Source organism: Peredibacter starrii (genome assembly GCF_034259205.1).
In the GTDB taxonomy this organism is placed as follows: Bacteria; Bdellovibrionota; Bacteriovoracia; order Bacteriovoracales; family Bacteriovoracaceae; genus Peredibacter; species Peredibacter starrii.
The window spans coordinates 700,625-715,339 of sequence record NZ_CP139487.1 but is presented as its reverse complement, the minus strand read 5'-3'; the positions used below and the strand labels follow the sequence as shown (position 1 = coordinate 715,339).

At 39.3% G+C, this 14,715-nt stretch carries 15 protein-coding genes; 7 read left to right on the top strand and 8 right to left on the bottom strand.

Translation table 11 applies throughout. From position 1 onward, the window contains the following. Nucleotides 1–1,389: 1,389 nt before the first annotated feature. From SOO65_RS03580 to SOO65_RS03560, 5 genes are all read right to left on the bottom strand, one after another. Nucleotides 1,390–2,955: a hypothetical protein gene (locus SOO65_RS03580; RefSeq protein ID WP_321397051.1), complete on the bottom strand. Its 1,566-nt coding sequence runs from the start codon at nt 2,953–2,955 to the stop codon at nt 1,390–1,392. Next, nucleotides 2,955–3,626 carry an acylneuraminate cytidylyltransferase family protein gene (locus SOO65_RS03575; RefSeq protein WP_321397048.1) on the bottom strand — a complete coding sequence of 224 codons (672 nt, stop codon included), beginning with the start codon at nt 3,624–3,626 and terminating at the stop codon, nt 2,955–2,957. Before SOO65_RS03575 ends, SOO65_RS03580 begins: the two co-directional genes overlap by 1 nt. Further along, complete coding sequence (locus SOO65_RS03570) at nt 3,623–4,291, bottom strand: HAD family hydrolase (protein ID WP_321397045.1); 669 nt, start codon at nt 4,289–4,291, stop codon at nt 3,623–3,625. The genes SOO65_RS03575 and SOO65_RS03570 overlap by 4 nt, the downstream gene beginning before the upstream one ends. After that, nucleotides 4,269–5,591, bottom strand: a complete 1,323-nt coding sequence (locus SOO65_RS03565; protein ID WP_321397042.1) for a CDP-glycerol glycerophosphotransferase family protein — start codon at nt 5,589–5,591, stop codon at nt 4,269–4,271. The genes SOO65_RS03570 and SOO65_RS03565 overlap by 23 nt, the downstream gene beginning before the upstream one ends. A gap of 72 nt (nt 5,592–5,663) precedes the next feature. Continuing rightward, on the bottom strand, nt 5,664–6,878 hold the full coding sequence (locus SOO65_RS03560; protein WP_321397038.1) for a nucleotide sugar dehydrogenase: 1,215 nt from the start codon (nt 6,876–6,878) through the stop codon (nt 5,664–5,666). Between the two features lie 56 nt (nt 6,879–6,934). On the opposite strand from SOO65_RS03560, the gene SOO65_RS03555 reads away from it, so the two are divergent. Beyond that, the gene (locus tag SOO65_RS03555; protein WP_321397035.1) at nt 6,935–7,579 is read left to right on the top strand and encodes a class I SAM-dependent methyltransferase; all 645 of its coding nucleotides are present in this window, start codon (nt 6,935–6,937) and stop codon (nt 7,577–7,579) included. On the opposite strand, the gene SOO65_RS03550 is transcribed toward SOO65_RS03555, so the two are convergent. Beyond that, nucleotides 7,562–8,563, bottom strand: a complete 1,002-nt coding sequence (locus tag SOO65_RS03550) for a phosphotransferase (protein WP_321397031.1) — start codon at nt 8,561–8,563, stop codon at nt 7,562–7,564. The genes SOO65_RS03555 and SOO65_RS03550 overlap by 18 nt on opposite strands. Nucleotides 8,564–8,775: 212 nt before the next feature. Further along, entirely contained in the window at nt 8,776–9,561 is a 786-nt protein-coding gene (locus SOO65_RS03545) for a polysaccharide deacetylase family protein (protein ID WP_321397025.1), read from the bottom strand. 44 nt (nt 9,562–9,605) lie between these two features. Between SOO65_RS03545 and SOO65_RS03540 the strand changes: the two genes are divergently transcribed. Next, a complete protein-coding gene (locus SOO65_RS03540) occupies nt 9,606–10,724 on the top strand; it encodes a glycosyltransferase family 4 protein (protein WP_321397022.1) in 1,119 nt (372 codons plus the stop codon). Here SOO65_RS03540 and SOO65_RS03535 read toward each other — a convergent pair whose 3' ends face one another. After that, nucleotides 10,725–11,555 carry an FkbM family methyltransferase gene (locus SOO65_RS03535; protein WP_321397019.1) on the bottom strand — a complete coding sequence of 277 codons (831 nt, stop codon included), beginning with the start codon at nt 11,553–11,555 and terminating at the stop codon, nt 10,725–10,727. 122 nt (nt 11,556–11,677) lie between these two features. Between SOO65_RS03535 and SOO65_RS03530 the strand changes: the two genes are divergently transcribed. From SOO65_RS03530 to SOO65_RS03510, 5 genes are all read left to right on the top strand, one after another. Then, complete coding sequence (locus SOO65_RS03530; RefSeq protein ID WP_321397016.1) at nt 11,678–13,069, top strand: DEAD/DEAH box helicase; 1,392 nt, start codon at nt 11,678–11,680, stop codon at nt 13,067–13,069. 57 nt (nt 13,070–13,126) lie between these two features. Next, the gene (locus SOO65_RS03525; RefSeq protein ID WP_321397013.1) at nt 13,127–13,810 is read left to right on the top strand and encodes an HNH endonuclease; all 684 of its coding nucleotides are present in this window, start codon (nt 13,127–13,129) and stop codon (nt 13,808–13,810) included. 103 nt (nt 13,811–13,913) lie between these two features. Beyond that, complete coding sequence (locus tag SOO65_RS03520) at nt 13,914–14,189, top strand: type II toxin-antitoxin system mRNA interferase toxin, RelE/StbE family (protein WP_321397010.1); 276 nt, start codon at nt 13,914–13,916, stop codon at nt 14,187–14,189. Continuing rightward, the gene (locus SOO65_RS03515; RefSeq protein ID WP_321397007.1) at nt 14,179–14,487 is read left to right on the top strand and encodes a helix-turn-helix transcriptional regulator; all 309 of its coding nucleotides are present in this window, start codon (nt 14,179–14,181) and stop codon (nt 14,485–14,487) included. The genes SOO65_RS03520 and SOO65_RS03515 overlap by 11 nt, the downstream gene beginning before the upstream one ends. Nucleotides 14,488–14,495: 8 nt before the next feature. Next, on the top strand, nt 14,496–14,705 hold the full coding sequence (locus tag SOO65_RS03510) for a hypothetical protein (protein WP_321397004.1): 210 nt from the start codon (nt 14,496–14,498) through the stop codon (nt 14,703–14,705). Nucleotides 14,706–14,715 lie beyond the last annotated feature (10 nt).

Below are 14,715 nucleotides of genomic sequence, written 5' to 3'. Positions count from 1 at the left end.
ATGGAAATGCGGCGCACAATAGTCATGCCAAATATTTTTACTTCAAGGAGGGGAACCACTTTAGGTTACTGTAATACGTATTGAATAGATTCCTAGTTCAGTCCCCTTGAGCAATTAAATTCTTCGTGTCATTGTTCACTAACTTATAGAATCAAGAAATGGGAGCTACGGTTTGCTTCAGGTCAAAAATTTAACGATATTCTCAATCAGGGGCGCAAGTATTGGGCTCAAAACCCTATTTATTCTCCTGTCCGCCAAATTCCTCTCGCTTCCAGATCTAGGGAGATTGACACTCGTTAATACAAGCATCTCATTAATGCTCAGTATAATGGGGGTTAACTTCTTTAACTACACAAGCAGAATATTGATTGAATCTAGTGATAAAAAAAATGTCATATACAACCACTTCGTATTTACCAGTTTCACTGGCCTGTTATCTTTGATTTTGACCCCGCTCCTTATACTTTATGGTGGAATCGAACTTAGCTATTTTATCTGGTTCTCAATAATCCTTTTCTTAGAACATATTTTCACCGAAATATTTAGAATTCAGATTCCATTAAATCAGGTTGTTCAAGCCAATGTTGTCCACCTTTTAAGAACCTGTTGCAGTACAGTTTTCCCGTTAATCTTACTTTTGATTAACCGTGAGAAATTTAATCTCGATAACATCTTAATGATTTGGATAACTTCACTAGCTTCACTTTTATTAATTCTCATTTGCACCAAAATCAGAATAAAAGAGCTGAAGTTTTTTAAATTTGATAAACAATTTATCCGAGAAGGTCTAAGAACTTCTGCAATATATCTTGCAATTACTATCGTTAGCCGATCACTCTTCACTTTGGATAAGTACATCATCAATTTTCTTACAAGTGTCTCTGAAGTAGGGATTTATTCTTTTTTTTACTCCATGGCTTTTACGATCCAGACCCTCGTTGATACAAGTATTATTTCACCATCTACGTACGAGATTTTGAAAAGCAAGACTCTTACGAAAAGTTATTATTCTTTATTAAAGAAAGTAATCCTTACTTGCTTAATATTGGGAGGGTGTCTGTCTATTGGAAATGAGTTCGTATTAAAGATCTTGAATAGAGCGGCTTTCATCTCAGACTCGAGCCTACTCTATATCTTTATCATTGCGGCAACCTGCTTGTCTCTGTCATCTGCAACGATGATGCCTCTTTATGCACTAAAAAAAGACAGTAAGCTTCTTAAAAGTTATGTCCTAACATTTTTAGTTTTTATTATTCTAAATTTTCTAAACCATTCTTCAATGTATGCCGTAGCCACAAATATGGCGATCTCATTTTTGGTTCTTTTTTTAGGGCTTTTTTTATTATTAAAGAAGAACTGGGAGACATAAAGTCTCCCAGTTAATAGAGATTATAACAAACTGTAAATTGAAGAAGTGCTAATACCTTCATAGTGGGTTGGAGTAAGAGACTTCCATTTCACGGAATCGATCTTGGTAGCCGCATTAATAATCTTTTGTGTTTCAGAATGCAGGTCAAAATCGACAGCCTCACCCTGTAAATGAGCATAACCATCGAAACCAATTAGTTCGATTTCACTTACTTTAAATCTCAGCGCCAACTCCATTGCAAGTGATAAAGGAGCATCACTTGGAGTTCCTTTGAGTAAGCAATCACCATCCAACTCGTAGCAATTTTTCTGAATTCCCTCAGGAACATAAAGACCCATGGCCCTTGGAGACGTAGGGAAAACAAAAGAAATGTTTTTTGTGTCCATGAACTGATCTAGATGGTCGATTTTCTTTCCTTCATTACCCATAAGACAGATGACCTGTTCTAAGCCTGTCTTTAACCAGTCGCCAGCATAATGAGTACTAGAACTCACTAAAAGAGCGTCCGGATTTTTTGAAACATATTCAAAAATAGCTTCGTTATGAGACTTTACTGAAGGTCCACCGCCGATAATGATCGCTTTTTTGAAGCTTCTCTTGTTGATAAGATTATCTATCGGTTTAATTTGTACATTCGAGTTTTTGGCTACCATGCCCTGGAGTGCGACAACGATATTATCGATATCGTATCTTTTCATCCCCATCCAATCCATTACCTCTTTCTGCGGTAAATTCTTACTTCCAGAGATCATGTATGGCACATTCGTTCCCCAACCGTATTGCTGCTGAAGCGGAGTAAAAGCATTTACGATCTGAGCAATGGCATTTAAGTTTAAAGACTTCAAAACATCAGCGCTTTCTAAGTAAATTAGAAATAATTCAGTTTTCAAATTTCCAGCACCACGTCCCATTCCAAGAACGGTAGTATCAAAATTTTCTAATCCTTCTTCAAGTCCTACAATCGCATTTGCAAGGGCCAATTCTATATTATTATGACCATGAAATCCCAGAGGTACTGGGCACAGAGGTTTTAGGGTCCGGATGATATTCCGGAATTGCTCAGGAGTAACTCCACCGTATGAATCAACAAGATATAAGATATCCGCCGCTTCCTTTAAGTTAGGGAGAGCATTCTGAATCTTCTCTACATCCGAATTGCTCCATTTAGACATGTACATCATATTGATGCCAACCTCAAACCCCATGAGTTTAATGGCCTTACATATTTTCATAGCCTCTTGGATTTCGCTCGGAGCAGAGACAATACGAATCATGGCAACTTGCCCTTTAAGATCTCCAATTAAGCTTGGTAATAACTCAACTGAAATATCTTTAAGGTTAAGCATTACTACCAATTTTTTACTAGGAAGCTTTTTGCGTAAGTCTTGCAGTACCAATTTCGGAAGATAAAAAAATCGGCCAAGGTATTCTTTCTTTGCAGGACTTCGATAACCAACTTCCACATATTCAACAGGAAGCTCATTTAGCTCCTTACAATATGCATCCACCACCGAATTATCAAAATCCCAATTCGTGTAATAGCCCCCATCACGCAATGTACAATCTAAAATATTAATTCTCTTCATTATCTTGTTCTCCATACTTGTTCAGCAAATTGAAAATCTTCTTCCCAATCTATGTCTATATTTTCAATTTTGCTAGTTTCAAGCAGATAGGGTTTTTGCCCTATCCGATTTTTTAATGATATATAAGTTAAATGATTTGCCATGAAAAAGGCACTATTAACCTCATATAAAGGTCTTAATGTTTGAGTTCTTGGCCATTTCTCAATTAGAGGGTCATAATTAAACGCTCCCTCACTCGACCACAAAAAAGTTTGAATCTTTGATACAGACATCAAAGAATCATACCCTTCATTGGTGACCTCATAATACTTTTTAATTGCTCTGGAATATGTTTCAGCGGACACGAAGGGAGAAGTTACATGAGTCCACAAGATATCCCCTTCTGTGATAATTTTCCCTACATAGTCAATAAGTTCATCTGTACTTGTACTAGAGAGAGCTAAATGTTGGGGTCTTCTATCAATCTGAATTTTTCGGTCATTAAAACTTTCTGCAATTTTCATAACCTCTTCGTCATTAGTGGATAGAACTATTCTTTGGATTTGAGAAATCTTTAGCAACTGCTCGATTTTGATTCGGGTTAGCCCCCCTTCAACTCCAGCAAAAGTGCGAATATTTTTATTTTTGACTCTTTCGGAGCCAGATCGGCATGGTAAAAATACGGTAATCACAATAGTCCTTCGAAATTTTCAATAATAAAGCAATTATTAGACTGGCATACACTCAACATCCTATCTCTCGCCTCTGAAAATTGAGAAACGAATATAAAATCACATCCAGCCGCAGCAGCAGCAGCATAATCGGAGTAAGAGTCACCAAAAAAAGCGGTTCTCTTCGGTTGTTTTAAGTTTTTCATGATTTTATCCACACATTGACTCTTTGTTTTAGGAGAACCCAAAATTAGATCAAAGCACTCAGAAATACCTCTGTCTTTAAAAATCACATTCAGCTCCTGCTCATCACTACCGGAGGCAACCGATTGAGGTAATTTAGAATGCTTTATAAAATTTTCCACTCCTGGAACAAACTGGGCTCTTCCATATAAATCGACGCACTTAGAAGAATACAACATGAGAAGTTTCTCATATAAGTTCTCATCAAACTCTTGCTTTAATAAATTCGTGATTAAGTATTTGAACTTCACGTACCGAGATACCCCACCATTAGCCTGGTGGTAGTTTATAAATTCTGACTTTACTTTTTCGCTGAATCCAAAGTAATCCAAGACGTCAACGAAAGCATCCGATTTTAATTGATTTGAGTCAAAAATTACTCCATCACAGTCAAAGATATAAGAACTATAGCTATTCAGATCAAGCTTTTGATAAAAACTCATTAATTATATTCCTCACAATCAAATCACCAGCTTTTTCGCCAGAAGAATGAATTAGATTTTTTGAATTCTCTACACGCTTTTCTTTCAGGTAATCATGACCGCATAAAAATATGTCATTGATTAGCTCTTCAAGTTGATTCACGTTTCTTGCGACATAGTGAAATTTGGTTAATTGAACGCCATAATCATTCAAATTGAAACTATCGCTTTTATAGTTATGGGTATAAATAATAGGTTTTCCTGTTAGAAGATATTCACCCAAGAAAGAACCATTATCAGTCACAAGAATATCCGTCCTCACGAAGACCTCGAAATAATTTGGATTTTTGTCAATCTCCGTATTTGGTAAATCCGACCACTCCTTGATAAATTCATTCAGCTGCTCTTCAGTAAAATGCTTACCCTCAACGAGGGCCCTAAACAGGAATGGATGCGGTCTAAAGATGAGCTTTATATGCGCATTCTCTCTAGCGAACCTGAGAAAATATTTGTAATTTTTCAAAAAAGTTGATGCGTTAAAATGCTCATCCTGAATTGTCCAATGTGAAGCCCAAAGAATAGTCTTTGAGGATGTCTCCATCTCACTACTTTTCAGTTCCTGATATTCATCAAATTTAGGATAGCCAGTGACAATAATTCGATTCTCATCACAATACTGAGCAAATTTTCCTTTATGATATTCAGACTCTGCAAAGATCCGCCAGCAATCTCGATGGAAATAAGTGCCATAAAAATCTTTTTCGAAAGTTCCTGCCGTTAAAATAAAGGCATAGGGAACATAACAGACTCTAGTAAACTTACTTAATTTGCCGATTTTGTATAGTGGATGTCTCTGGTCCTCATAGGGAGTTTGTATAAAAACGACATCTGGCTTAAGTGCTTTTAGATCTAACCATTCAGTATAATCTTTAGTGCAGCTGACTACATAAGGAATATTAATACAGTCAAAATAAGTTTGCGCTTCAATTAATCCTTCCCATTTATCTGTAAAACGATTTTGTCTTCGAGGCGTTAAAACCAAAATAGGATCGATTTTTTCATTTGGGACGCAAGCTTCGTAAATGCTCTTCAAAGCGGTCCAAGAGGTGGGTAAATGTATCAAAAATACGATTTTAACTCTGTGGCCTGAGTCTAAGCAAAATTTTCTTCTCTGATTCTCCAAGAGGATTTTATTCCACCAAAAAGGCTTCTCTCGTAAAAGATCCTGAAATATATACTTCAATTTCTTTTTGGCTGCTCTACCAATATTCGTGGTATCCAAAACGCTATTGAATTGATGTAATGTTTTCTTGATTTTCATTGTGGAAATATACTATTTCTTACCAGTCTAAATTTACAGTTAAAAACTAAGTTCATCTGATAAAATTTTGACTTATAATTTGGGTTCAAATGAGTAATAGTCTGAGATATCTATTTCAAGACTTTGTAGTGAGTCATGCTTCGTGGCGCAAACCACGATCTGGTAACGAAGAAGGGACTTTTCATTCAAAACATTTAGGATATGGTTGTCGATAATTTTCTTATCTTCTTCTAGGAAATACGGATCATACACCTCAACCACACATTCATAATCCTCAAGCTCTCTGATCAAATCCAAAACTTTTGAATTCCTGACATCCGGACAATTGGGCTTAAAAGTTATCCCGAGAACTAGGATCCTGGCTCCTTTAACCTCGATTCCCTTCTTAATCATTTGCTTAATAACTTGAGAGGCTACGTAGGCAGGCATCTGATCATTAATCGCTCTGGCCATCGGTATTAACTTAGATGTGTAACCATGTTTCTGTGCTTGATGGGACAAAAAGTACGGATTCACACCGATACACTGTCCACCCACCAACCCGGGAACAACCTTCATAAAATTCCACTTGGTACCAGCAGCTTTCAGCACTTCGTGGGTGTTAATCCCCATCTTCTCAAACATCATAGCAAGTTCATTAGCAAATGCTATATTGAGGTCTCGTTGAGTATTTTCGACGACTTTAGATGCTTCTGCTACTCTCATAGAACTGGTCTTATGTGTTCCAGCATTGATGATACTTCTATAAAGAGCATCAACCCGATCCGCAACCTCAGGCGTAGATCCGCTGGTCACTTTAACAATATCCCGAATGGTTTTAGACTTATCTCCTGGATTAATCCGTTCCGGACTATAGCCACAGAAGAAATCTTGATTAAACTTCAACCCACTGACCTTCTCCAAAACAGGAACGCAATCTTCTTCGGTACAGCCTGGATAAACTGTCGACTCGTATATGACGAGATCACCTTGTTTTAAAACTCTTCCAACATCTTCTGATGCTTTTAGTAGGATAGATAAATCAGGATTTTTGTCTCGATCGATAGGAGTGGGAACTGTGATGATATAGATATTACATTTACCAATTTTTTCTAATTGAGACGTGTACCGAATTGAATTCTTCTTCAGTCTTTCCGAGGTAATTTCGAGTGTACGATCCACTCCGGCCTGTAGTTCCTGAATTCTTTTTGCATCAATGTCATAACCAATCACAGGGTATTTTTCTGCGAATTCCACAGCAAGTGGAAGTCCAACATATCCTAGTCCGATTACGCAAAGCTTCTCCATAGAGTAAATCTTAGAAAAAGGCCGACATTATATCAAGTTTTAGCTACCCTCTTGAAATGACAAAATTCGACAAAACCTACTGGGACAAAAACTATTCCGACCCTATGTCCATGGACGGAATTGGTAACGCTAAAGAACATACAATATATCTCGAATCATTTCTACTGATTGAGCATGTGGATATCAGCACCATTGTCGACTTGGGTTTCGGCTACGGCCATCTTTTCCGCGAAATGCTAAAGGCTTTCAAACCATACCGCGCCGTAGGAATCGAACCCTCACCTTTCGCCTTCAAAAAAGCAAAACCAGATAAACTTCGCCCGGTGCCTTCGACTAAACTTGAACTCTTTGAAGAAGATCTTCTCACTTGGACTCGTACCAAGAGAAAAGATAATAAATTTGATCTCGGAATTTGTACTTCCGTCTTCCAATACCTCACAGATAAAGAGCTCAAGGAAGTAATTCCTGTTCTCGCCAAACGAGTAAAATATCTCTACCTCACGGTTCCAACTAACGTTGAATTAGGTCGCCAAATCTCTGAACTTGAATTCAAAGATGAGTACGCGATTCACCGAAGCCGCGAAAAGTATCAGAAACTTCTGAAGCCGCATTTTACATTCATTTCAAGTAGAGTTTTAGAGAGTAAGCATTACTTTGATGAAGAATCGACCAGCTTCACGGACTTATTGTACCGCTTTTAAAATCCAGGATTCGATCCCTTTTTTATCTTTGAAGCGATCAAGCCCACGAAGCTCGTGAATAATAAGTGCTCGTTCAACGGCATAGATCAGAAACGTTAAGCGCGCACTTCCCGGTGAAATATTGATCTTAAAATTGATCAAACTCCAGTTTCGGTAAAAGCGTAGAGATCTCTTGATGAGAAGTGGTGGTTCTTCAACGATGCCTCTCATATAGAGTGAGAAATGCCACTTATCCCAAAGATTCCTTTGCAAATAACGTCGGGTAAAATCAAAGACGTCGATTAGAACTAGACCTCTGACACTGCCTTCCCAATCGATAATGATCGTTTGATTATCGTCGATCAGAATATTCCCTGCATGCAGATCATGATGGATTCGACTCTCCATTACTTCGTAATCGGGGAATTCTCGAGATAGCTCAGCAATCTTTTTAATTAAGACCTCAAGTTTCTTTCGAGAAGGATGTCTTTCAATTCGGTAATGAGTTTCTAGCAACCATCGCTCCAGACCCATAATACGAGGAGAGAAGGACTGATAGAACTGAGTCATCGCAGGCATGACAATCATTGGGAAATAACGAAGGAGGTATCGCTCATGATGAGGACGACTGGTCAGCGCTTCTGAGTTCGAACAAAAGTTTGTGACAAGCCAACGGCCACCATTGCTGGTTATTCCATCCGCCAGAAGTTTTGCGACATAGGGAGAGAAAGAAGTATTCTCAAACGACTTTAAAGTTCTGATCTCTTCTTCCAAAAGCTCAATATGAGCACCATCAAAGAACATTTTAAAAGCGATCTGCTTCTCATGAGAGGCTACAATCACGCCTTCCTTGTCACTTCGAAAAAAGATAATGGAGTCAGAAGGAAGTCGGGCCACAAACTTTTTGCGGCCATACTTTAACCAGTCCATCTTTTTAAGATTTCCTGAGTAGTGACGAAGTCTTCCCAAAAATGATTTCCCAAAAATCTTTTCGATATTCTCCACAGAATTCTCAGACAGCCCTACTCGATATAAGGGATGAAAGACGAAGGTGGTTTCAGGAAGGGACGAATCAAATTGCGAGGCTAGCTCGGCTAGAGCAGCCTGAATTTTCACGACCCAAGGGGATTTGGTCATAAGGGCTTTTATTTAAACTCTGACGACCTTTTTGGAAATTCAAATCTAAGATTTAAGCAGTTATCTAGGAAAATATTATCCTATTTCCCGACACTTGGATGTCTGGCATCCACACGGTATTTTGCTCTAAATGGTCGAGTAATTAGGCGTCTGAAGCCGTAGAAAGGACTCACACCAAACTTCAATTTATCTCCAACAACGTGATTTTTAATGTCGACACGTCTTAGAGACATGCGGTCGCCAGAAAACTGCAATGACCCTTTTAGAGTCGAAAGCCCGTTGATGTAACCCAGGTCTTTGGCAGTATCAACAATATCTCTATCAACGCCACCAATTGGGTAACAGATCGTGTTCACTTTCTTACCAATCACACCTTCAAGCCACTTCTTACTCTCTTCCATCTCCTCCCTAACCTGAGTCAGAGAAATTTTACGGAAGTTCTGGTGAGATTGTCCGTGAGAACCGATTTCAAAACCAGCGTCAGAAAGCATTTTAATATCACTATCGTTTAGAGGTGAAATCCCGTCTTTACTTAGGTTGTGATACGGACGATTAAAAGTCATATTCTGAATCGGAAATAGACTCGCCTTAACCTTCAATTCATTACAAACCGGCAACCCATACTCAACAAACGATGAAGCAAGGTCATCAAAAGTTAAAATAGCAGTTTTCGCCGGACGAGCATTTTCAGGTTTAGAGAAATACTCATCAACCGTCATGAAACTCCAACCTTGATCCAAAAGTTGTTTAACCTGCCCTCTAAAAACCTCAGGATCCACTGCAATGTGCTTTTTGAAATCCGGGTGTGTCTTTGGAAGAACTTGGTGATACATCAAAATAGGAAGGTGGGTCGGTAGAAAGCTCATGATTTTTTCTTTTCTAAGTCTGTAAGATTTTATTGAATATCCTAATGGAAAAGCCCCTTAAAAACAATGTACATCTGATCCTTCGCCAGACGAATGCGTTATCTGGAACTCCTCGAATTTTAAGAAGACAGGCCCTAGCTCTGGCCCAACGCGGTCAAGACGTATCAGTCATTTCGGAATCTTTTCATTCTGAGCTAACTTCTAATCCGAAGATTAAATGTCTTAAAACCTGGAAGTGGCCGAAGAACACTCTCTTCCAAAGACAATGGTTTGATTGGCAGGCAAAGAGACTTTGTTCCAAATCACCAGGCTCACTTGTTGTTGGTCACGGTGATACTCTTCATCAAGACATTCTCTTCCTTCACACTTGTGTGCACCTAGGTGCGGATGTTTATCCTGGAAAGCATAACGATAAAAACCTTTCGATTCCTTTTCATCGCATGATTTTTGAAAAAGGAAGCTTCAAGGTTTTAGTTTGTAATTCGCACATGATGAAGAACGACCTTCAAAAACGTTTCAGTGTGAATGTACCCACACACATTTTCTATCCTGGTCATGATCAAAATCTCATCAACACAATCAATCCAACGGCTGTGAGTGAAATTCGTCAAAAGATCAAGGCCGAGAATAAGCTAGTTCTGGGAGTCATTACTTCAGGAAATTTAGAGAACAGAGGGGCCTTTGCCCTCATTAAAGCGGTAGCACAACTTCCCCTACCTGAGCGACAAAAGGTTTCAGTCCTAATTGTCGGCAAAGAAGGGAAACCAGAAAAAGTTTACAGCTTGGCTTCTGAACTAGGCATTGGTGAGCAAGTATTCTGGATGGAACCTCGTCTTGATGTGGCCAACTTGATCGCAGCTGTTGATATCGTTGTTCATGCTGCAAAGATTGAGGCCTTCGGTATGAGTGTCCTAGAATCTATGGCCCTTTCTCGACCAATCATTGCTACAAGTACGGTAGGATGTGCCGAGCTCTTTCCTGACGTCCAAAAAGACTACATCATTGAACGCCAAGAGCCGGCTGCAATTGCTGAGAAGTTGAAAGTCCTTATCAATCAAGACGCTTTAAGAGTCGAAATGGGTAAAGCAAATCAGGAAATTGCCCGCCTCCACACTTGGGAAAAGTATGACGAGAACTTCCTGAATCTTATTCAAAATTATTGATTATTTTGGAAAGAAGACAACATCACCAAAACGATCAAAGTCCCAAGGAAGGAACTTATAATTGATCTTATTGGAGTTATTAAACATCTTCGCTGAGTAGCTCTCTTTCAGGAAAAGAACTAGCTCAGGTCGCTCAGAAAAAGCTTTCTTAGTATCACCAATAAACTCCAGAATGATGATAGGCTTTGTCTTTTTTAGAACTGGCAAAAGACTTTCGAGTACATTTGCTTCGAAACCTTCAACATCAACTTTCATCACAGCGATGTCGTTAATTCCCATTTCGCTGAATAACTCAGATCCATTACGAACTGAGAGCTGAAGACCCTTATTGGTGTTGTTAGCATCAAACCCATCAACAAATGAACCTGTACCAGTGTTATGATCTCCAGGCTCAAAATATGTTAGTTCTTCATTCTTAAGGCCAATCGCATACTGAGAGAGATTAACGTTTATCAAGTTGTTGTCGGCAATCTTCTTTTCAAGTTCATTCCTCACCTTGTAATAGGGCTCGAATGAATAGACTTGAGAAGCAAATTTTGAAGCAAACAATGTGTGGTGACCTACATTGGCGCCAATATCGACAAATACCTTCGACTGAGATTCTTTCAGGCTTGTTTCGATGAATTTCAGCATGCCTTTTTCATAAGCACCCAAGAAATATACAAACCGATCAATATGATTTTGTGTGTGGCCACGATACTTGAAGCCATAGAAATCACTGCAGAAACCGTGGTCTTGAAAGCTCGAACGAGAACACCATTTCCAGATTAATTTCTTACGTTGGCGGGGACTGATAAACTCTAGACGGCCGAAATACTGTAATAAATTCATAACACCCAAAATGTTAAAAAAAGGCATTTTACTGCCTCAAATCAAATCGTGAAACTTAAGAAAACTTAAGTGCTCCTAGCAGTCCCCTTGACTTCCCGCCCCAAAACAACGATTCTCCGCCCATGTTAAAATTCAAAGAACTCGCTCTTCACGAAATTATTCTCGCTAACTTAGAAGTTGCGGGCTACGAAACTCCAACCCCTATTCAGGCACAGTCAATTCCTACACTTTTAGAGGGCCATGACCTTCTAGGAATTGCTCAAACTGGTACGGGTAAAACTGCGGCCTTCACGCTTCCAATGCTTCAGAAGCTTCAAGGTCGTAATTTCAGCCTCACTCCTTGTGAGCCTCGTTCATTGATTCTGGCCCCTACTCGCGAGCTTGCTTCTCAAATCAAAGAGCAACTTGATAAGTACGGACGTAATCTTAAAGTAAAAAATGCAGTTATCTTCGGCGGCGTAGGACAAGCAGCTCAAGTAGCAGCTCTTCGTAACGGCCTAGATGTTCTGATTGCGACTCCAGGTCGTCTTCTAGATCTAATGAACCAAGGTCACTGTAAACTGAACAAAGTAGAAATCTTCGTTCTAGATGAAGCGGATCGCATGCTTGATATGGGTTTCATCCACGATATCAAAAAGATCATCGCAAAACTTCCTGAGCAAAAACAAACCATGCTTTTCTCGGCAACTATGCCGAATGAAATCGTTGGTATCGCTAATCGCATTCTTAAAAACCCAACGAAGGTGGAAGTAACTCCTCCATCAACCACGGTTGAAAGAATTAATCAAAAAGTGATCTTCACTCAGAAGGCCTATAAGTATCAACTTCTTCGCAAGGTTCTTGTTGAAGAAGGTGTTGAACTCACTCTTGTTTTCACTCGTACAAAACACGGTGCAAACAAGATCGTAGATTATCTTGCTCACTTCAATATTCAATCGGCCGCGATTCACGGAAATAAATCTCAATCTGCCCGTGAAACAGCTCTTGAAAATTTCAAGACAGGTAAGATTAAGGTACTAGTTGCGACTGATATTGCCGCTCGAGGAATTGACGTGCAAGGCGTTTCTCACGTGATTAACTACGACCTTCCAGTTGAAGCTGAAAGTTACGTTCACCGTATCGGCCGAACTGCCCGTGCAGGTAAAGATGGCGATGCCATTTCATTCTGTGATGAAACTGAAAGAGATGCTTTAGCGCGTATCCAAAAAACAATTGGCAAAAAACTTCCAACAGAAACGTTCGTTGGAGTAGCTGAACAATCGGTAAAGATGACTCAGACTGATCGCAAACCATACCGTGATCCAAGAGCTAAACCGAAGGCCAAAGAACCTCAGAAGCCTCAGGGACAAGGACAACAGCAAAGGCCGAAGCCAGAGCAAAAACCACGTCAGGAACAAAGACCGCGCCCAGAGCACAGACCTGCTTCTAAAGGCCAAGGTGGTCCTCGTCGTGAAGAAAGAAAAGATAATAAAGAACCAGCGAAAGTTGGATTTAAATTTCGCAAGAAAAGATAAACCTGGCACCTTTTGGACATAGATTTTTCGAGCTCATAGATTCTAAATTGGAAGTCTATGAGCAATTTAAGCAAACGGCTCCGAATCTGGACAAAAGACCCCACCTGCTTTGTTTGTAAAAACGAAATTATTAATTTTACCGATGTTACAATTGAGCACATCGTCCCGAAATCAAAGGGTGGAACTAACGCCCCATCAAATATCGCAATCTCTCATCGAGATTGTAATCATCTGAAAGGTTCCTCGGTTTTTCCACATGAATGGGAGAAGAGGCTAAACAGTGGGGTTTTCAGAAATACTCCGTACGAGATATCAGAATTGAAAACCTGGCATTTTGGGTTAGGAGAAGATGACCTCAGAAAGTTGTTATGCATTGCTTTTTCTGAGAGAGAATTTATTCTGAAAACGCTGGACTTTTTCCCAGAGCAATCATCGCCCAAAAACAACCAGAATTTCGAGCAGATTAAGGACAGGCTCATTTCCTTGGTTAGACATCTTCAATCCCTCGAGCTCAATGAACTTATAAAAATCTCTCTGCTTGCTTACCAAGGTGAAACTGCAAACTATTGGAAGGTCATTATTGGCTTAATCTTTTTCCAACATTACTTAGAGACCAGAAGCGAACTAGCGTTTCAACACGCTGATGAATTATTCAACTCTTTCCAAGATCAAATCAAGCACTTAAAAACCTATCAATACGTGAACTATCTAATCAAAGCATTTGCATACGCGAAACAATAGCTCCCTTTTTTTGTAATCTGATCCTCATTAATAATTTGAACAGGTTAAGTTCATTTGAAGTACTTTAAAAATACGTCAAACTGACATACAATAAGGAAGATCTGTGATTCGAGTTGATTTGAGCTTGGTCCAAAAGGACCTAAGAAAGCTCCCACCCTATATTATTGTAAAATTACAAAGATGGGTTGAAGGAGTAGAGAGCGAAGGAATCGAAGAAATGCGTAAAATTCCAGGCTATCACGATGAACCTCTCAAAGGCTCAAGAGCGGGAACACGATCCATTAGATTAAATAAGGCTTACCGTGCCATTTACTCCGAAGCCGAATCTGGAATCATGAAGATTATCAAAGTAGAAGAGGTCAATAAACATGACTACTAAACGAAAAATTAAATACGGGTCCAAAGAACTGGAAAAGGACTTTGGCCGGTTAACATTTGGTAAATTGCTTGAAGCCTACAGGCTCGCTGATGAACTTTCTCAAAAGGAATTTGCAAAAATCCTTGGAATTTCACAAGCTTCACTCTGCGACTTAGAAAAAGGTCGAAGGATACCTAGTCCGGAAAGGGCCGCCTTAATTGCTTGCAAACTTAAAGAGCCTGAATCATATTGGGTACAACTCGCACTCCAAGATCAACTTAACCATGTGGGACTTAATTTAAAAGTTTCAGTTGCCTAAAAGGACCTATGAAAGACTACTCTGATTTATCAGAATTCTCTGACAAAAAATTAAGAACACTTCGTAACAATATCAACAACCGTCTTGAATCATTCGGCCGCGGTGGAGAAAAGAATCTACCTCCAAGCCACATGCTTCATGGAATGGATGATGGGGATTGCCGTGAACTTTTAACACGCGTCCTTTCAGAAATGAAAAATAGAGCTAAGCAGTTCTAGTTACCTTCGA

Bases quoted from the DNA above. Each gene is read 5' to 3' on its own strand.
- SOO65_RS03560 (WP_321397038.1), bottom strand. From the start codon at position 6,878: ATGGAGAAGCTTTGCGTAATCGGACTAGGATATGTTGGACTTCCACTT.
- SOO65_RS03580 (WP_321397051.1), bottom strand. From the start codon at position 2,955: ATGAAGAGAATTAATATTTTAGATTGTACATTGCGTGATGGGGGCTAT.
- SOO65_RS03535 (WP_321397019.1), bottom strand. From the start codon at position 11,555: ATGAATTTATTACAGTATTTCGGCCGTCTAGAGTTTATCAGTCCCCGC.
- SOO65_RS03515 (WP_321397007.1), top strand. From the start codon at position 14,179: ATGACTACTAAACGAAAAATTAAATACGGGTCCAAAGAACTGGAAAAG.
- SOO65_RS03570 (WP_321397045.1), bottom strand. From the start codon at position 4,291: ATGAGTTTTTATCAAAAGCTTGATCTGAATAGCTATAGTTCTTATATC.
- SOO65_RS03555 (WP_321397035.1), top strand. From the start codon at position 6,935: ATGACAAAATTCGACAAAACCTACTGGGACAAAAACTATTCCGACCCT.
- SOO65_RS03545 (WP_321397025.1), bottom strand. From the start codon at position 9,561: ATGAGCTTTCTACCGACCCACCTTCCTATTTTGATGTATCACCAAGTT.
- SOO65_RS03565 (WP_321397042.1), bottom strand. From the start codon at position 5,591: ATGAAAATCAAGAAAACATTACATCAATTCAATAGCGTTTTGGATACC.
- SOO65_RS03525 (WP_321397013.1), top strand. From the start codon at position 13,127: ATGAGCAATTTAAGCAAACGGCTCCGAATCTGGACAAAAGACCCCACC.
- SOO65_RS03540 (WP_321397022.1), top strand. From the start codon at position 9,606: ATGGAAAAGCCCCTTAAAAACAATGTACATCTGATCCTTCGCCAGACG.
- SOO65_RS03510 (WP_321397004.1), top strand. From the start codon at position 14,496: ATGAAAGACTACTCTGATTTATCAGAATTCTCTGACAAAAAATTAAGA.
- SOO65_RS03530 (WP_321397016.1), top strand. From the start codon at position 11,678: ATGTTAAAATTCAAAGAACTCGCTCTTCACGAAATTATTCTCGCTAAC.